Annotated in this window: 16 protein-coding genes; 1 reads left to right on the forward strand and 15 read right to left on the reverse strand. The window is 69.8% G+C overall.

The window, feature by feature from the left end:
- Window positions 1-79 precede the first annotated feature (79 nt).
- From DX03_RS10800 to hisS, 12 genes are all read right to left on the reverse strand, one after another.
- A complete protein-coding gene (locus DX03_RS10800) occupies window positions 80-1,678 on the reverse strand; it encodes a calcineurin-like phosphoesterase C-terminal domain-containing protein (RefSeq protein ID WP_038688639.1) in 1,599 nt (532 codons plus the stop codon).
- 88 nt (window positions 1,679-1,766) lie between these two features.
- A complete protein-coding gene (gene hisIE, locus DX03_RS10805; protein WP_038688641.1) occupies window positions 1,767-2,390 on the reverse strand; it encodes a bifunctional phosphoribosyl-AMP cyclohydrolase/phosphoribosyl-ATP diphosphatase HisIE in 624 nt (207 codons plus the stop codon).
- On the reverse strand, window positions 2,380-3,156 hold the full coding sequence (hisF, locus tag DX03_RS10810) for an imidazole glycerol phosphate synthase subunit HisF (protein WP_038688643.1): 777 nt from the start codon (window positions 3,154-3,156) through the stop codon (window positions 2,380-2,382). Before hisF ends, hisIE begins: the two co-directional genes overlap by 11 nt.
- Window positions 3,150-3,884 (reverse strand): 1-(5-phosphoribosyl)-5-[(5-phosphoribosylamino)methylideneamino]imidazole-4-carboxamide isomerase, encoded by a 735-nt coding sequence (gene hisA, locus DX03_RS10815; protein ID WP_038688645.1) that lies wholly within the window; start codon window positions 3,882-3,884, stop codon window positions 3,150-3,152. Before hisA ends, hisF begins: the two co-directional genes overlap by 7 nt.
- On the reverse strand, window positions 3,881-4,483 hold the full coding sequence (hisH, locus tag DX03_RS10820; protein WP_038688646.1) for an imidazole glycerol phosphate synthase subunit HisH: 603 nt from the start codon (window positions 4,481-4,483) through the stop codon (window positions 3,881-3,883). Before hisH ends, hisA begins: the two co-directional genes overlap by 4 nt.
- Window positions 4,480-5,553 carry a bifunctional histidinol-phosphatase/imidazoleglycerol-phosphate dehydratase HisB gene (gene hisB / locus DX03_RS10825; RefSeq protein ID WP_038688648.1) on the reverse strand — a complete coding sequence of 358 codons (1,074 nt, stop codon included), beginning with the start codon at window positions 5,551-5,553 and terminating at the stop codon, window positions 4,480-4,482. Before hisB ends, hisH begins: the two co-directional genes overlap by 4 nt.
- Window positions 5,550-6,641, reverse strand: coding sequence for a histidinol-phosphate transaminase (gene hisC, locus DX03_RS10830; protein WP_038688650.1), 1,092 nt, complete (start codon window positions 6,639-6,641; stop codon window positions 5,550-5,552). The genes hisB and hisC overlap by 4 nt, the downstream gene beginning before the upstream one ends.
- The gene (gene hisD / locus DX03_RS10835; RefSeq protein ID WP_038688652.1) at window positions 6,638-7,933 is read right to left on the reverse strand and encodes a histidinol dehydrogenase; all 1,296 of its coding nucleotides are present in this window, start codon (window positions 7,931-7,933) and stop codon (window positions 6,638-6,640) included. Before hisD ends, hisC begins: the two co-directional genes overlap by 4 nt.
- Before the next feature lie 11 nt (window positions 7,934-7,944).
- Window positions 7,945-8,856, reverse strand: a complete 912-nt coding sequence (gene hisG, locus DX03_RS10840; protein ID WP_038688653.1) for an ATP phosphoribosyltransferase — start codon at window positions 8,854-8,856, stop codon at window positions 7,945-7,947.
- A complete protein-coding gene (locus tag DX03_RS10845; RefSeq protein ID WP_051598835.1) occupies window positions 8,825-9,196 on the reverse strand; it encodes a YerC/YecD family TrpR-related protein in 372 nt (123 codons plus the stop codon). The genes hisG and DX03_RS10845 overlap by 32 nt, the downstream gene beginning before the upstream one ends.
- 172 nt (window positions 9,197-9,368) lie before the next feature.
- Window positions 9,369-9,662: a hypothetical protein gene (locus DX03_RS10850; RefSeq protein ID WP_038688655.1), complete on the reverse strand. Its 294-nt coding sequence runs from the start codon at window positions 9,660-9,662 to the stop codon at window positions 9,369-9,371.
- The gene (gene hisS / locus DX03_RS10855; protein WP_038688657.1) at window positions 9,659-11,056 is read right to left on the reverse strand and encodes a histidine--tRNA ligase; all 1,398 of its coding nucleotides are present in this window, start codon (window positions 11,054-11,056) and stop codon (window positions 9,659-9,661) included. Before hisS ends, DX03_RS10850 begins: the two co-directional genes overlap by 4 nt.
- A 139-nt stretch (window positions 11,057-11,195) precedes the next feature.
- On the opposite strand from hisS, the gene DX03_RS10860 reads away from it, so the two are divergent.
- Complete coding sequence (locus tag DX03_RS10860) at window positions 11,196-11,948, forward strand: Crp/Fnr family transcriptional regulator (protein WP_038688658.1); 753 nt, start codon at window positions 11,196-11,198, stop codon at window positions 11,946-11,948.
- Between the two features lie 406 nt (window positions 11,949-12,354).
- Here DX03_RS10860 and thrC read toward each other — a convergent pair whose 3' ends face one another.
- Genes thrC through thrA form a run of 3 tightly spaced genes read right to left on the reverse strand, consistent with a single transcriptional unit; the run spans window position 12,355 to window position 17,125 of the window.
- A complete protein-coding gene (thrC, locus tag DX03_RS10865; RefSeq protein ID WP_038688660.1) occupies window positions 12,355-13,644 on the reverse strand; it encodes a threonine synthase in 1,290 nt (429 codons plus the stop codon).
- Between the two features lie 35 nt (window positions 13,645-13,679).
- Window positions 13,680-14,612, reverse strand: a complete 933-nt coding sequence (locus tag DX03_RS10870) for a homoserine kinase (protein WP_038688661.1) — start codon at window positions 14,610-14,612, stop codon at window positions 13,680-13,682.
- A complete protein-coding gene (gene thrA / locus DX03_RS10875; protein WP_038688663.1) occupies window positions 14,609-17,125 on the reverse strand; it encodes a bifunctional aspartate kinase/homoserine dehydrogenase I in 2,517 nt (838 codons plus the stop codon). The genes DX03_RS10870 and thrA overlap by 4 nt, the downstream gene beginning before the upstream one ends.
- Window positions 17,126-17,162: the final 37 nt, after the last annotated feature.

A 17,162-nucleotide genomic window follows, 5' to 3' on the forward strand; every position in this document is an offset into this window, starting at 1 on the left:
GATCGCACCGGGTTTGCAAAGCAGGTCGCGCCGTACAGCAGCGTATGCAGCCGCTGCGCCGTGCGCGGCAGGCGCCCCATCAGGGCTTGCCGACCTGCAGGCGGTAGCTGGTGCTGGCCGAGGCGGTGGGGCCATCGGCGTGCACTGCGCGCACTTCAACCTTGTGCTCGCCCGCCGTCAGGTTGGTGGGCAGCGCGCCGCGCCACAGGTGCGGCGACGGCGTGGCTTCGGGAGAGCGATCGAAACCGCGCAGGCGCTCGGCCTGGTCGTCGGCCACGTTCTCCACCAACAGGCGCGGGTCGGGCTGTTCCACCCGCTTCATGGTCTGCCAGGCACCACTGTCCACGCGGTATTCCACCAGCGTATCGGCCTGGCCCATGAACACGTTGGCGTACACGCCCCATGCCGGGTAGGCGTCCTTGCGCAGCACCTTGGGCGCGTGCAGGGCAATCTGGTAGTCATCCGGCGCGCGGGCCACGTAATAGCGCAGGCCGTAGTCGCCGCCGGGCTTGACCGACAACACCGCATAGCCGTTCGGCGTGCCATCGCTCATGGTGGCATCGGGGATCCCGTTGCTGTCCTTCACGCCCGACCAGAACGCGCCACAGGCGGCGCCCACGTTGTACTCATGCAACGGCTTGCTGCCCTGCCAGCCCTCGGCGGCGCCATGGTAGTAGTGCTGCTGGGTGTGGCTGTGGCCGCTGAGCACCAGCACGTTGGGAAACTCCTTGAGCAACGCGAACAGGCGCGTGCGGTCGGCGTGGCGGAAGGTTTCGCGGCCGGGCGCGGCATCGAACAGCGGAATGTGCATGCCCAGCACCACCAGGCGATCGCGCGGCAGGCCCTTCAGGTAGTTGCCGAGGAAGGTGAACTGGTCCGGGCGCAGCCCGCCCACGTAGCTCGGCTTGGCGGCAGGGTCGTAGACCACGTCGTCGAGGAACACGAAACTGGCCCCGCCCTCTTCCACCGCGTAGGTATCGGGCCCGTACACCGCGCGCCAGCTGTCCAGCGAGTGGCGGTCATCGCCGGCGTCGAAATCCAGGTCATGGTTGCCCGGCACGTGGAACCACGGCACCTGCAGCAGCGCGGTGGCCTTGTTGATGGTCGGGTACAGGTCCAGGTCGTCGTTGACGATATCGCCGAGCGTGGTGCCCAGCCGTGCCGGATGCTTGCCGATGATGGGGTCGACGATGGCGCGCTGGTAATAGTCGATGTCCTGCCGGCTGGCGGTCTGCGAATCGGTGAAGACCAGCATCTCAAACCCGGCGCGGGCGGCGTCGCTGCCCTTGGCCGGTTCCAGCGCGAAGTCCCAGTTGCGCACGTTGCTGCCGGTGGCGCGGATACCGTCGTACTTCAGCCGCGGCGAGCCCTGCGGCGCGTAGTGGCGCCAGTACGACGGCAGCCCGTTGCTGGCGGCCGGGAAGCGGTACTCATCGGGCTTGATCACAAACACCGTCTGCCCGTCGCGCACCGGCAGGCTGTAGCTGCCGTCGGCGGCAGTGCGCACGATCACCTCGCCGTTGGACACCTGCACCCCGGCCATGCCCGGGTCGGTGGGCCCGCGCCCGGGCTTGCCGTCGCGTTCCTGATAGACCTTGCCGGTCACGGTCACCTCGGCGGCCAGGGCGGGTGCGGTAGTCAACAGCAGGCAAGCCAGCCAGGCAGCAGTGCGGGTCATCGGGACGGTCCGTTCGGGGTGGGTGATTGTAAAGCGGCACATCATCGCTTGTGCCGCGTTTCACCGACGTTAAACGCGATTCATGCGCTCACCCTGCGTGGCGCGCCGCCAACACGGCCACCGCGTCGGCCAGCGACAAACCGCGCGCGCGCAGCAGCACGATCAGGTGGAACAGCAGGTCGGCTGACTCGCCCAGCAGCGCCGCATCGTCCTGGGCCACCCCGGCCAGCGCGGTTTCCACCCCCTCCTCGCCCACCTTCTGCGCGATGCGGCGGATCTCGCCGTCGAACAGCGTGGTGGTGTAACTGCCCGGGGGGCGCTGCTGCTCGCGCTGGCGCACGAACGCATCCAGGCGGCCCAGGAAGTTGCCCGGGGCCCGCTCGAAGCAGCTGTCGCTGCCGGTGTGGCAGGTCGGGCCCGCCGGGCGCGCACTCACCAACAACGTGTCGTTGTCGCAGTCCACGCGCACCGCCACCACCGCCAGCACGTTGCCCGACGACTCGCCCTTGGTCCACAGGCGCTGCTTGCTGCGGCTGTAGAAGGTCATGTGGCCGGTGGCCAGGGTCATTTCCAGCGATTCGGCGTTGGCATAGCCGAGCATCAGCACGGCCAGGCTGTCGGCATCCTGCACCACCACCGGCAGCAGGCCGTCGCCCTTGCTCCACGCCAGTCCGTCCAGCGCCTCGCGCGACGGCAGTACCTCAATAGACATCTCGAACCTCGATCTGCTGCTCGCGCAGGAACTGCTTGAGCGCGGGAATGGCGATGGCGCCACTGTGGAAAACGCTGGCGGCCAACGCACCATCGACATCGGCCTGGTCGAACACGTCGGCAAAGTGCTGCATCTCACCGGCTCCGCCGGAGGCGATCAGCGGCACCTGGCACAGCGCGCGTGCCTGGCGCAGCTGGGCCACGTCGTAGCCGCGGCGCACACCGTCGCTGTCCATGCAGTTCAGCACGATCTCGCCGGCACCGCGGCGCTGCGCCTCGACCAGCCAGTCCAGCGTGCGCACCGGCACGGCCTGGGTCTTGTCCGGGTCGCCGCTGAAGCGCCGTACCCGCCATTCCCCGTCGGCCTCGCGCACCGAATCGATGCCGACCACCACGCACTGCACGCCGAACGCATCGGCCAGTTCCTCGATCAGCGCCGGGCGCCCCAGTGCCGGGGAATTGACCGAAATCTTGTCGGCACCGGCATACAGCACCCGGCGCGCGGTCTCCACGTCGGAGATTCCGCCGGCCACGCAGAACGGAATGTCGATCAGGCGCGCGATGCGCTCGATCCAGCCCACGTCCACCGCACGGCCTTCGGGGCTGGCACCGATGTCGTAGAACACCAGCTCGTCGGCGCCCTGGTCGCGGTAGCGCAGCGCCAGCTCGGCGATGTCGCCCATGTCGACGTGGTCGCGGAAACGCACGCCCTTGACCACGCGGCCATCGCGCACGTCCAGGCAGGGAATCAGCCGGCGGCTCAGCATGCCAGCGCCTCCGGCAGGGTCATGCGGCCTTCCAGCAGCGCCTTGCCCAGGATCGCGCCGCCGCAGCCCACCGCCTTGGCCTCGGCCACGTCGGCCGCGCTGCGCACGCCACCGGACGCCTGCACCGCCACGCCCGGCAACAGGGTGGCCAGGTGCTGGTACAGGCCGATGTTGGGGCCGGACAGCATGCCGTCGCGGGCGATGTCGGTGCACAGCAGGTGGGTCATGCCGGCCTGCGCGTACCGCGTTGCCAGCACATCCAGGGTGTCTTCGGCGGTTTCGGTCCAGCCGTGCACCGGCAGCAGCCAGCGGCCGTCGTCGGCCTGGCGGGCATCCAGCGCGATGGTCAGCCGCTCCGGGCCGAACTCGCCCAGCCAGCCGATCACCGTCTCCGGCGCGCGTACCGACACCGAACCGACCACCACCCGGGTGGCGCCCGCATCAAGAATGCGCGCCACGTCGTCGCGCGAGCGCACGCCGCCGCCGGTCTGCACCTTCAAGCCGGTCTGCCGGGCAATCGCCGACAGCAGCGGGGCCAAGGTGTAACCGCCGGCCCGTGCGGCATCCAGGTCAACCAGGTGCATCCAGCTGGCGCCGGCATCGGCGAATGCCTGGGCGCGCGGCAACGGGTCGTCGCCATAGGTGGTCTGCTGCGCGTAGTCGCCCTGCAGCAGGCGCACGACGCGCCCTTCGCGGATGTCCAGGGCGGGATAGACGGTGAAACTCATGACGGTTCGTTCTCGATGAAGTTGCGCAGGATCCGGGCGCCGGTGGCGGCCGAACGCTCCGGATGGAACTGGGCGCCGCTGTGCAGGCCGCGCTGCACCACCGCGGCGAACAGGCCGCCGTGGTCGCAGGCCGCCACCGTGTGCTCGCCCAGCGGTGCCGCATAGCTGTGCACGAAGTAGGCACTGGCACGTTCGGGCACGCCGTCCAGCAGCGCCGACTCGCGCAGCGGCCGCAGGCGGTTCCAGCCCATGTGCGGCACGCGGATGCCGGTGGCCGGGTGCAGGTGGCGGACCACCCCCGGCATCAGCCCCAGGCATTCCACGTGCCCCTCTTCGGAGCCCTCGAACAACAGCTGCATGCCCAGGCAGATGCCCAGCAACGGCACCTGCAGCTCGCGCAGCGGCTGCACCAGGTCCTGCGCATGCAGGCGCGCCATGCCGTGCGGGGCCGCGCCCACGCCGGGCAGGATCACCCGCGACACGCCCTGCAGGCCCTTCGCGTCGCGTACCAGCCGCACCTGCACGCCCAGCCGTTCCAGTGCATAGCGCACCGACCCCAGGTTGGCGCCGCCCGCATCGATCAGGGCAACCTCGGTCACAGCGCCCCCTTGGTGCTGGGCAGTGCGGTGCCCTGGCGCGGCAGCGCCTGGCGCAGGGCGCGGGCCAGTGCCTTGAAGCACGCCTCCACCTTGTGGTGGTCGTTGTCGCCGCGCACGCTCAGGTGCAGGTTGAGCCCGGCGGCGTCGCACAGCGAACGGAAGAAGTGCGGCACCAGCTCGGTGGGCATATCGCCCACGCGCTCGCGCTTGAACTCGCCTTCGAACACGAAATACGGCCGGCCGCTGAAATCCAGGGCGGCGCTGGCCAGGGTTTCATCCATCGGCAGGGTGAAGCCGTAGCGGCCGATGCCGCGCTTGTCGCCCAGCGCTTCACGCAGCGCCTGCCCCAGGGCCAGGCCGGTGTCTTCGATGGTGTGGTGTTCGTCGATGTGCAGGTCGCCCTCGGCCTGCACGCTCAACGCGAAACCGCCGTGCTTGCCGATCTGCTCCAGCATGTGGTCGAAGAACGGCAGACCGGTGTGGGTCTGTGGCTCGGCGGTGCGGTCCAGGTCGACCTCGACGCGGATCCTGGTCTCCTTGGTATTGCGCTGCACGGTGGCGCGGCGCGGTGCATCGGCCAGTTCGTGGGCGATGCCGTTCCAGTCCCACTGCCCGCCGAACTGTTCGGTGCGCAGCTGGAAGCCACGGATCTTCATGTTCTCGGCGAACTGGATGTCGGTGGGCCGGTCGCCGACCATGCCCGAGCGGGCCCAGTCGATGCTGCGGTCCTGCAGGTAGGGCAGCATCATGCCGATGCCCGGCTTGCGGGTGGGCGCGTTGTCGTGCGGCCAAGTGCCGTCGATCAACACGTCACGGAACACGATGCCCTGGCTGGCGAAGATCTGCAGCATCAGGTCGTTGGGGCCGTCGAAGCTGGCCCGCGGGTAGCCTTCGCTGCCCAGACCGTCCTGGTTGCTGACGATCACGAACTGGTAACCGGCATCGCGCAGCTTGAGCATCGCCGGGATCACATCGCGCACGAAGCGGATCTTTTCATAAGCATCTATCTGGAAATCGGCCGGCTCTTCGATCAGCGTGCCGTCGCGGTCCACGAACAGGATGGGTGTCATGCCGCGACCCTCCGCGCAGCCAGCGCACTGAGCACACGGTCGTTCTCCAGGGTGCTGCCGATGGTGATGCGCAGGGCGTCGTGCAGCTGCGGCGCGGCGCGCTGGTCGCGCACCACCACACCGGCCGCCAACAGCGCATCGAAGGCCTGCTGCGCATCACTGAAGCGCACCAGCAGGTAATTGCCCTGCGAGGGGTAGACGCGCAGCACGCCCGGCAGCACGGCCAGTGCCTGCTGCAGGCGGCCGCGCTCGGTCTTGATGCGCTCCACGCGCGAGGCGGTGAGCTGCAGGTTGCTGTTGCTCAGGCCAGCGAGGGCCAGCTCGGCGCAGGGGCCGGGAATCGGGTACGGCGCCTGGCAGCGGCGCAGCAGCGCGATCAGCGCCGGCGCGGCAATGAGGCTGCCGATGCGCGCGGCGGCCAGCGCGTGCGCCTTGGACAGCGTGCGCAGCACGGCCACGTTGTCGTAACGCGATAGCAGCGTGACCGCCGACGGCAGCGCGGCGTACTCGGCATAGGCCTCGTCCACCACCACCAGCGCCCTGCCCTGCAGCGCCGTGGCCACCCGTTCCACCTGCTCCAGCGTGATCGCGCTGCCAGCCGGGTTCGAGGGCGAACACAGGAACACCAGCTTGGCGTTGCCGGCCAGCGCGGTGGCGATCACCGCATCGATATCGGCGTTGAGCGCATCGCCGTCGTCGCGCAGCGGCACCTCCAGCAGCGGCGCGTTCTGCAGCCGCGCGCACACCGCGTACATGCCGAATACCGGCGGGGTCACCAGCACCGCATCGCGGCCGGGCTCGCACAGCGCGCGCACCAGCAGGTCGATCGCCTCATCGCTGCCGCGGCCGAGCAGCAGCTGCTCGGTCGCACAGCCATACAGTTCAGCCAAGCGTGCACGCAGCGCAGCCGGCTGTGGATCCGGATAGCGCCGTGCCCGGCCTTCGCTGTCGGCCGGGTTGGCCCAGGCCGACTCATTGGCGTTGAGCCAGACATCGCCGACCAGCGCGCTGCTGCGCGCCGACGAATAGCCGGCGAAGGCCTGCAGGTCCGCACGGACCAGCGACATCACCGCGTCCGGCGCGCTCATGCGGCCACCTGCATGCGCAGTGCCACCGCATTTTCGTGCGCGTCCAGGCCTTCGGCACGGGCCAGCGTGCGCGCGCAGCCGCCGATCGCGGCAATGCCCTGCGCGGTGGCCGACTGCACGCTGATCAGGTTCTGGAAGCTGGCCACGCTCACCCCGCTGTAGGCGCGTGCGGCGCCTGCGGTGGGCAGCACATGGTTGGTGCCGCTGCAGTAATCGCCCAACGCCTCGGGCGTGTAGTCGCCGAGGAAGACAGAGCCCGCCGCCTCGACCTGTTCCAGCCACGCGCGGGGTTCGCGCAGGGCCAGGATCAGGTGCTCGGGTGCATAGCGGTTGCTGATCTGGAAGGCCTGGGCCAGCGAATCCACCCGGATCAGCTTCGAGGCCTGCAGCGCCTGGGTGGCGATGGCCACGCGCGACAGACGCGCCAGCTGCGCCTGCACTTCGGCGTCGACCCGCGCCAGCAGGGCATCGTCGTCGGTGAGCAGCAACACCTGCGAATCGGGGCCGTGCTCGGCCTGGGACAACAGGTCGGCGGCGACGAACGCGGGATTGGCGCCGGCATCGGCGATCACCAGCACTTCGGACGGACCGGCCGGCATGTCGATCGCCGCCGCACCGTCCTGCGCCACCTGCTGCTTGGCTTCGGTCACGAAGCTGTTGCCGGGGCCGAACAGCTTGTCGCAGGCCGGCACGCTGTCGGTGCCATAGGCCATCGCCGCGATCGCCTGCGCGCCGCCCAGCTTGAACACGCGGTGCACGCCGGTCAGGCGCGCGGCCACCAGCACCGCCGGGTCGGCACTGCCGTCCTTGCGCGGCGGCGTGCACAGCACCACTTCGCGGCACCCGGCCAATTGCGCGGGCACGCCCAGCATCAACGCGGTGGACGGCAGCGGGGCGCTGCCGGCCGGCACGTACAGGCCCACCCGGCCAATCGGCCGCACCACGCGCTCGCAGCGCACGCCCGGCGCGGTGTCCACCGCATAACCCTGGCTCATGCCGGCCTTGTGGAACACGCCGATGCGTGCGGCCGCTTCAACCATCGCCTGGCGCAGGTCGTCCGGAACGGCCCGTTCGGCCGCGGCGAATTCGGCTTCGCTGACCTCAAAGGATTCGGGGGCCACGCCATCGAAGCGCAGGCTGATCTCGCGCAGCGCAACGTCGCCGTCGGCACGCACGGCAGCGATCAACCCGGCGACCGCATCCCGGGTCTGCGCGGCCACGGCCTGTACCGGGCGCTGCAGCGCCTGCGCCTGGGCGCTGGCGTCCAGGGTGGACCACTGCACTACATTCATCGAAAGACGGTTCATGCCAGCGAACGCTCCACGCTCAATACCATCAGGCCCTGGGCGCCTGCGCGCTCCAGATCTTCCAACCGCTGCCAGGTCAAAGCGCCGTGGCACATGGTCTGCAGGCGCAGGTGGCCGCCGTCGTCGGGCAGCTGCACCAGCGGGTCGGCATCGGGCAGCAGCCGGGTCAGCTCGGACACACGGTCCAGCGCGGCGCGGAACATCAGCAGCTTGCTGTCCTGCACTTTGACCACGCCATCCAGCCGCCGCAGCAGCATCGCCATCAGCCCGGCGCGGGCGTCGTCAGGGGTCTTCACCGGGCCGGCCAGCACCGCTTCGCTTTCCAGCAGCGTTTCCACCGGCTTGAGCTGGTTGGCAGCCAGGGTGGCGCCGCTGGAGACCAGGTCGCAGATCAGGTCGGCGGTGCCCAGGCGCGGCGCGATTTCCACCGACCCGGACAGTTCCACCACCTGCGCATCCACGCCGCGCGCGGCCAGCCAGTCGGCCAGGATCGCCGGGTAGCTGGTGGCGATGCGCTTGCCGGCCAGCTGCTCAACGCCGGTCCATTCCCATTCGTCGGGCACCGCCAGCATCAACCGGCACTGCCCGAAATTCAGGCCGCGCAGCGCCTGGTAGGCGTCCGGCAGGCCGATCCGGCGGCGCGCGGCACCCTGCTCGTCCAGCTCGTTGCGGCCGACGATGCCGAAGTCACAGACGCCATCGGCGATCAGCCCGGGGATGTCGTCGTCGCGGACCAGCAGCAGGTCGACCGGAAGCGATTCGCCGTAGCAGAACAGCTTGTCGCGGCTCTGCCGCCAGCTCAGTCCGCAGGCGGTGAGCAGGCTGCGCGCCGGCTCGGCCAGCCGCCCGTTCTTCTGGATGGCGATCCGCAGCCGGTCACGGGCCGGGGCGTTCTGGGTTGCACTCATGGGGGAGGCTCTCTTGCTCGGATTCGGGGGGCGTAGGCGTGGCGGTGACGGCAATGGCGGCGGTATAGCCGCCGTGCCCATGCTCCAGCGAACGCGCGACGCGCCCGGTGGTGGTCACGCTGACGCCGGTCAGTTCGTGGATTTCGCGATACGGCACGCCCTGCTGCAGCAGCGGCACCACCTTCCAGCGGTCCGACAGCGCCTCCAGCTCGGCCGGGGTGCACAGGTCGCGCAGGAAGGCGGTGACCTGTTCGGGGCTGGACAGCGCGGCGAAGGCCGCAGCCAGGCAGGCCAGATCGGCCTGGGCGTCTTTTTCTCGGGGGGCGGGGCGTAGTTTCATCGTATCAATGTAATAGCGTGCTATTACATTAGCGCAAACGACAACACTCGGTCAAACCGGGTTGATGTCCGGACCGGGTTGGTTCAGGGGGCGGGAACGAAAAACGCCCGCTGAGCGGGCGTTTGTTTTGGGTAGCGGGCGTTTTAGCGGCGTACCGACCAACGGTCGGTACCTACCGGCACGTTACCTCGGCGCGGAGGGCGCCGCTGCGCAGGCACTCGCCGAACAGGCTGCCCTGTCGGCTCGGGATGGACTGGATGGCTTCCAGCTCCCCTGCCCCGTCCGGGCACTTCTGCCCGGCCAACCCGCGCAGGTCACGCTGCAGCTGCTCACGGTCGATCACGTGGCAGCGGTCGACCGTCAGCCGGTACTGGCCCGGACCGATCCGCTGGCTGTGCAGCGCAGGATCGGTCCGGCACGCGGTCAGCAGGAGCAGCAGCGTTGCCGCCGCCCCCAACCGCCTCACGGCATGACCTTGGCCTGCTCCAGTTCCACCTGCAGGGTGCTGGCCAGTTCCTCGCGCGAGACTTCGAACTGCTGCTCGCGCAGCAGGTCCTTCACCGCCACCACGCCGCGGGCCAGCTCATCGTCACCGGCCAGCACCACGAAACGGATCCCGGCCTTGGCCGCGTACTGGAACTGCTTGCCGATCTTCTTCGGCTCCATCTGCACTTCGGCATTGATGCCACCGGCGCGCAGGCGGCGGGCGATGTCCAGCGACTGCGGCAGGCTGGCGTCGTCCATCAATGCCACCAGCGCGTGCACGCTGCTGTCTTCGATTCCGGCGATCAGGCCCGCTTCGCGCAACTGCCAGAACAGGCGGGTCAGGCCGATGGAAATGCCCACGCCCGGCAGCTTGGACTTGCTGTAGTGGCTGGCCAGGTCTTCGTAACGGCCACCGGAGCAGATCGAGCCGATCTGCGGGTGGTCGGTCAGCGTGGTTTCGTACACGGTGCCGGTGTAGTAATCCAGGCCGCGTGCGATGGAGAAATTCAGGCAGTACGCGGTTTCCGGCACGCCCAGCGCCTTGACCAGCTCCAGCACTTCGCGCAGCTCGGCCACGCCCACCTTCAGCGTCTCGCTGGCGGCCGGATCGGCCAGCAGCGCGTCCAGCTGCGCCAACGCGTCGGCGTGGCTGCTGGAGCGGACTGCGACGAAGGCCAGGATGCGCTCGACCTGCTCGGCCGGGATCTCAAAGCCTTCGCCTACCAACGTCTCGCGCACGTAGTCGGGGCCGCGCTTGTCCAGCTTGTCCACTTCGCGCAGCACCGCCAGCTGGCGCTCGCCGTCGGCCACGCCCAAGCTTTCAAAAAAGCCGCGCAGCAGCTTGCGGTTGTTCAGCTGGATGCTGAAGGCGCCGATGCTGAGCTCGGCGAACACCGCATGAATCACCGCCAGGACTTCGGCGTCATAGCGCGTGCTCAGGGTGTCCTTGCCGATCACGTCGATGTCGCACTGGTAGAACTCGCGGAAGCGGCCACGCTGGGCACGTTCGCCGCGGTACACGCGCTGCATCTGGTAACGACGGAACGGGAACGTCAGGTCATGCTCGTGTTCGGCCACGTAGCGGGCCAGCGGCACGGTCAGGTCGAAGCGCAGGGCCAGCTCGGGCAGCGTTTTGTCGCCGGCTTCGGCCGCGTTGGCCAATGCGCCGGTGGACTGCACGAAGTACACCTGGCGCTCGGTTTCACCGCCGGACTTGGTCAACAGCACGTCCGACAGCTCGAACACCGGGGTTTCCACCGGCAGGAACCCGAACCGCTCGTAGTTGCGGCGGATGACGTCCAGCATGCGCTGGAACGCGATCTGCTCGCGCGGCAGCAATTCCATGATGCCGGGCGGCGTACGGGGCTTGATCACTTGCGGGACTCCTGCGAATCGGGGGATGAGCGTGGTGCATATTCTAGCCGCAGCCAGCGCGCGGGGCTGCGCTGATCGCGCCGGTCCGGGCCACTGGCCGCATGAAGTATCATAAGCAGGCCCCGCTCCCTGGTTCGACATGACCCGGCCCCACTCCGGTACCGCCCTTTCCGCCGTTGAAGATCCCGCCAGCCCGGGCTGCTCGCCGCTGCGCGACTGCCTGCACTGCTCGGTACGTCATCTGGCCGTGTGCTCGGCGCTGTCGCCGGACGAAGTGCTGGCGCTGGAACGGGTGACCGTGTCGCAGCCGGTGGCGCTGGGCGCCACCCTGGCCCGCAGCGGCGAACCGCGCCTACATGTCTATACCTTGACCGCCGGCGCACTACGCCTGGTGCGGACACTGCCCGACGGCCGCCGCCAGATCAGCGGTTTCGTGCTGCCGGGGGATTACCTGGGCCTGAGCGGCAACGACCATCACCGCTACGACATCGAGGCCATCGCCGACAGCCGCGTCTGCCGGGTGGCGCTGCCGCAGATGAAAGAGCTGCGCGCCCGCTTCCCGCACCTGGAGCGCAAGCTGCTGCAGCGCGCCTGCCAGGAACTGGACGCTGCGCAGGACGCGGCCATGTCGCTGGCCCGCCTGCAGCCGGCGGAAAAGCTCGCCGATTTCCTGCTGCGCCTGGCCGCCCGCGAAGCCCGCCTGGGCGGCAACGGCCTGCGCGTGACCTTGCCCATGGGCCGCGGCGACATCGCCGACCACCTTGGCCTGACCATGGAAACGGTGAGCCGCACGTTCACCAAACTGCGCCAGCAGGGCCTGATCGCCCTGCCCCACCTGAACACCGTCGAGATCCTCGACGAAGCCGCCCTGCACACGCTCTCCGGCGAGTAACCGGTAGAGCCGGGCTCTGCGCGGCTGGCGACAGCCGCCCATGACCCCGGAACGAACGGCAGCCGGGCAAAGCCCGGCGCTACGTGAGCAGCCCCCACTCCGGCGAGTAACGCGTAGAGCCGGGCTCTGCCCGGCTGGCATCAGACGTCATGACTCCGGAACGAACAGCAGCCGGGCAGAGCCCGGCGCTACGTGAGCAACGCCCATTCCGGCAAGTAACGCGTAGAGCCGGGCTCTGCCCGGCTGGCATCAGACATCATGACTCCGGAACGAACGGCAGCCGGGCAGAGCCCGGCGCTACGTGAGCAGCCCCCACTCCGGCGAGTAACGCGTAGAGCCGGGCTCTGCCCGGCTTGCATCAGACATCACGACCCCGGAACGAACGGCAGCCGGGCAGAGCCCGGCGCTACGTGAGCAGGACCTCGCGCAGCGCCGCGTACTCCGGCGCGCACGGCTGCGCGTGCGCCGGCCGCTGCAGCAGCGCCGACAGCGACGGCGGCACGTCCAGCGCCTGGCCGATCAACGGTTCCACCACCGATTCGAACTTGGCGGGGTGGGCCGTCGCCGCAACCGCCCAGTCGCCCGGCATGCCATCGGCACGCAACGCTTCCAGCACCGCCACCGCGGTGGCGGTATGCGGGCAGAACACTTCGCCGGCCTGCGTCCAGCGCCGCGCGATCAACGCACGGATCGCCGCATCATCCACCGCCTCCACGTGCAGGTCCGCGCGCAACGCGGCATCGTCATCGGCATACAGCCAGCGCAGCCGTTCGAAGTTGCTCGGCGCGCCCACGTCCATCGCATTGGCCAACGTCGCCACACTGGTGGCTGGCTGGTACGCGCCGCCGTGGAAGAAGCGCGGCAACACGTCGTTGGCGTTGGTGGCCAGCGCAACCTGCCCCAGCGGCAGGCCCATCGCCCGGGCCAGCAGTGCGGCCATCGCGTTGCCCAGGTTGCCGGTGGGGACGACCAGGTTGAGCACGTTGCCGGTGCGGGCGTGGTGCTCAAGCGCGGCATGCGCGTAGTAACTCATCTGCGGCAACCAGCGCCCCAGGCTGATGCTGTTGGCCGAACTCAGCGGCACCCGCGCCTGCAGCTCGCGATCGCCCAAGGCCTGCTTCACCATCGCCTGGCAGTCATCGAACGAGCCGGCCACGCGCAGCGTGTGGATGTTGTCGCCGAAGCACCCCAGTTGGTGCGCCTGGCGGGGCGACACGCGCCCATCGGGGTACAGCACCACCACGCGGATGCCCGGTTGGCCGTGGAAGGCCGCCGCCACTGCCGCGCCGGTATCACCGGAGGTGGCCACCACGATGGTCAGCGGCTGCTCGCGGTCCCGCTGCAACCGGGCCAGGCTGGCAGCGAGAAAGCGCGCGCCGAAATCCTTGAACGCCGCGGTGGGACCATGGAACAGCTCCAGCACATGGTCGCCGGGGGTGCTCAATGCGCGCAGCGGCGCGGGGAAATCAAAGGCATCGGCGCACAGCTGCGGCAGGTGCGGTGCCAGCGCATCGCCGTCGAAGTACGGTGCCAGCACCGCCGCAGCATCCAGCGCCAGCGAGCCCTGCGGCTGCCACGCTGACGCCTGCGGGCGCTGCGCGGGAACATACAGGCCGCCGTCGGGGGCCAGCCCGGCGGCAATGGCCTGGCTGAGCGTGGCGGGCGGTGCGGTGTGACGGGTGGAAACGAAATTCATCGGTGATCCTGGAAGAAAGTTAAGAAGCACCACACTCACAGCAGTTGCGCGCCCGGCGCGTTCAAGGGCGAGATCCAGCCCTGGCTGTCGAACCCGGCATCGGCGAAGGCCTGCTGCACCGCCGCCTGCGCTGCCAGCGCGGCGTCGCGCCGCTCGAACCAGGCGAACACGCTCGGCCCGGCACCGGAAATGCTGGCGCCCATCGCACCGGCCGCCAGCGCCGCATCACGTGCGGCATGGAAGCCGCCAATCAGCCCCGCGCGGCGCGGCTCCACCAGCACGTCGCGCAGGCCGGCACGCACCAGCGACGCATCGGCGGTGAAGCAGCCACTCAGCACCAGCGCGAGATTGGCGCTCTGTTCAACGAACTCGCCCAGCGCGTAGCTGCCCTGCAGCGCCGCGCGTGCGCGGCGGGTTTCCAGCACAGCCTCCGGGTGCACCAGCAGGCTGTGCCAGGCGTCCGGCACCGGAATCGGCACCAGCCGCTCGGCCGTGCTCAACACCAGCCCGCCCAGCAGCATCGGGCCCAGGTTGTCGCCGTGCCGCCCGCCGCTGGCCACCGCCTCGCCCTCCAGCGCGAACGGATACAGCGCCTCGCGCGACAGCGGCGCGTCCAGCAGCGCATTGGCCGCCACCAGCGCAGCCACGCAGGACGCCGCGGAGCCGCCCATGCCCGACCCCAACGCGATGCCCTTGTCGATCTCCACCTCGAATCCGAACGGCAAGGCCAGCGCCTCGCGCAGCGCGATCAACGCCGCACCCGCGGTGTTGTCCGGCGCGTGCAGCGGCAGCGCGAACGGCGTGCCGCGGATGGCGTTGATGCGCACCTCCGGCGCCGCGATGCGGCGCACGGTCACCGTGTCGCCGACGCCGGCGATGGCATGCCCCAGGATGTCGAAACCCACCGCCGCGTTGCCCACCGACGCCGGCGAGAACGCGCGTGCCACTTGGTCATCACCACGACTCACAGGCGCGCTCCTTCACCCACCGCCACCCGCAGCACATCGGCGAACACGCCGGCGGCGGTCACTTCGGGGCCCGCACCGGGGCCCTGCACCACCAGCGGGTTGTCGCAGTAGCGGCGCGTGGTGAACTGCACCACGTTGTCGGTCAGGCGCAGGTTCGCGAACGCGTGCCCGCCCGGCAGCTCCACCAGCCCTACCTGCGCACCGTCAGGCGACAGCCGCGCCACGTAACGCAACACCGCGCCCCGCGCGTGGGCCGCGGCGAGGCGCTCTGCGAAGACCGCATCCACCGCATCCAGCCCCGCCATGAACTCCTCCACTCCGGCCTGGCGCAGCGCCTCGGGCACCAGGCTCTCCACCTGCACCTGCTCCAGGCTCAGATCGCGCCCGGCCTCGCGCGCCAGGATCACCAGCTTGCGCGCCACATCCACGCCCGACAGGTCATCGCGCGGGTCCGGCTCGGTGTAGCCCATGCCGCGGGCCTGCGCCACCAGCTGCGAGAACGGCACCTGGCCGTCGTACTTGTTGAACAGCCACGCCAGCGTGCCGGAGAAGATGCCGTCGATGGCCAGCACCTCGTCGCCGGTATCGACCAGGTCGCGCAACGTGGTGATCACCGGCAGGCCGGCCCCCACCGTGGCTTCGTAGCGGAAACGTGCACCGCTGGCGGCGGCCGCCTCGCGGATGGCCTGGTAGCGCGGCAACGGGCCGGCGCCGGCCTGTTTGTTCGGGGTCACCACGTGGATGCCGGCCGCCAGCCACCCGGCATAGCGGTCGGCCACCTCGGCGCTGCCGCTGCAGTCGATCACCAGCGCATGCGGCAGGTGGGCCGACAGCAGGTGTTCGGTGAAGGCCTCCAGATCGGTGGCTTCGGACGATGCGGTCAGTGCGCTGCGCCAGTCGCCGTGCAGGCCGCGCTGATCAAGCACCATGCGGCTGCGCGAGGCCACCGCGCGCAACCGCAGGTCGACGTTGGCACGCCCGAGCAGCTGCGACTGCGCTGCCTGCAGCTGGTCCAGCAGCGCCGCGCCGACGTTGCCCGGCCCGATCACGCCCACCGAGAAGGTCTGCGGTGACAGCCAGAACCCGGCATGGGCGGCGCGCAGTGCCTTGGTGGCGTGGCGGCTGTCGACGGCGACCGAGATGTTGCGCTCGGACGAACCCTGCGCGATCGCCAGGATGTTGACCTGCGCCCGCCCCAGCGATTCGAACAGGCGTGCGGCCACGCCCGGCTGCCCGGCCATGCCATCCCCGACCGCCGCCAGCACGCTGACGTTGTCGGTGAGCTGCACGCGCTGCACCTGGCCCAGGTTGAGTTCATGGGCGAAGGCCTGCAGCAGTGCATCACGCGCCCGCACCGCCTCGGCCTGCTTGACCACGCAGCAGATCGAATGCTCCGACGACCCCTGCGAGATCATCACTACCGACACGTGCGCGTTGCGCAACGAGGCGAACACCCGCTCGGCCGTGCCCGGCACGCCGATCAGGCCGGTGCCCTCCAGGTTCAGCACGGCCAGGTCCGGGCTCAGCGTCAGGCCCTTGATCGGCCCGGCAACGGTCCGTTCGGCGGTGATGCGCGTGCCCGGGTGAAGGGGGTTGAAGGTGTTGCGGATGATGATCGGAAGCCCGCGCTCGATCGCCGGCGACATCGTCTGCGGGTGCACCACCTTCGCGCCGAAGTACGCCAGCTCGCAGGCCTCGTCGTAGCTGAGTGCGTCCAGCTGCACGGCTTCCGGCACCACGCGCGGGTCGGCCGACAGCACGCCGTCGACATCGGTCCAGATGTGCAGTTCATCGGCATTGAACAGCGCCGCGAAGATCGCGCCGGAATAGTCGCTGCCGTTGCGCCCCAGGGTGGTGATGCGGTCGCGGCGGTCGCGGGCCACGAAACCGGTGGCGACCACGCGCGGCGATGGGTTCGCCTCACGCCAGCGCGCCAGGCGCTGTGCGCTCTGCACCCAGTCCACGTCCACCCCCAGCTCGCCGCGATCCACCACCAGCACATCCCGTGCGTCCAGCACCGCGCACGCTTCGCCCAGGCTCTGCAGGTACTGCCCCAGCAGCTGCGCCGAGTACACCTCGCCCAGCCCCTGCACCCGGTCGAGCACTTCCACCGGCAACTCGCCAATCACCGCCAACGCGCCGAGAACCTCGGCGAGGTGCTCGAACCGGGCATCAAGCCACTCCACCGTCTGGCCGGCGTGTTCGCCCAGCAATGCCACTGCGGCCCCGCGATGACGCGCACGCAGCGCATGCCACGCGTCGCGCCAGTGCGGCGCATTGTCGGCGGCCAGGCCGGCCACCGCGATCAGCGCATCGGTGACGCCCTTCATGGCCGACACCACGGTGACCTGCACCGCTTCCTCGCGCGCCAGCAGCAGCTGGGCGACATGGCGGTAGCGCTCGGCATCGGCCACCGAAGTGCCGCCGAATTTATGCACGATCGTGGAGGTGGCGGCCCGCAGTTCGGGGGCAGCGGGTTCAGCGGCAGCAGGCAGGACGGCGACGGATGACATGAAGACCTCGATTCGAGGCCCCGCATCGGGTCAGGTT

This window comes from Stenotrophomonas rhizophila (genome assembly GCF_000661955.1).
Classification (GTDB): domain Bacteria; phylum Pseudomonadota; class Gammaproteobacteria; order Xanthomonadales; family Xanthomonadaceae; genus Stenotrophomonas; species Stenotrophomonas rhizophila.

Coding starts and splice junctions, on each gene's coding strand:
- DX03_RS10800 (WP_038688639.1), bottom strand. CDS start 1,678: ATGACCCGCACTGCTGCCTGGCTGGCTTGCCTGCTGTTGACTACCGCA.
- hisIE (WP_038688641.1), bottom strand. CDS start 2,390: ATGTCTATTGAGGTACTGCCGTCGCGCGAGGCGCTGGACGGACTGGCG.
- hisF (WP_038688643.1), bottom strand. CDS start 3,156: ATGCTGAGCCGCCGGCTGATTCCCTGCCTGGACGTGCGCGATGGCCGC.
- hisA (WP_038688645.1), bottom strand. CDS start 3,884: ATGAGTTTCACCGTCTATCCCGCCCTGGACATCCGCGAAGGGCGCGTC.
- hisB (WP_038688648.1), bottom strand. CDS start 5,553: ATGACACCCATCCTGTTCGTGGACCGCGACGGCACGCTGATCGAAGAG.
- hisC (WP_038688650.1), bottom strand. CDS start 6,641: ATGAGCGCGCCGGACGCGGTGATGTCGCTGGTCCGTGCGGACCTGCAG.
- hisD (WP_038688652.1), bottom strand. CDS start 7,933: ATGAATGTAGTGCAGTGGTCCACCCTGGACGCCAGCGCCCAGGCGCAG.
- hisG (WP_038688653.1), bottom strand. CDS start 8,856: ATGAGTGCAACCCAGAACGCCCCGGCCCGTGACCGGCTGCGGATCGCC.
- DX03_RS10845 (WP_051598835.1), bottom strand. CDS start 9,196: ATGAAACTACGCCCCGCCCCCCGAGAAAAAGACGCCCAGGCCGATCTG.
- DX03_RS10860 (WP_038688658.1), top strand. CDS start 11,196: ATGACCCGGCCCCACTCCGGTACCGCCCTTTCCGCCGTTGAAGATCCC.
- thrC (WP_038688660.1), bottom strand. CDS start 13,644: ATGAATTTCGTTTCCACCCGTCACACCGCACCGCCCGCCACGCTCAGC.
- thrA (WP_038688663.1), bottom strand. CDS start 17,125: ATGTCATCCGTCGCCGTCCTGCCTGCTGCCGCTGAACCCGCTGCCCCC.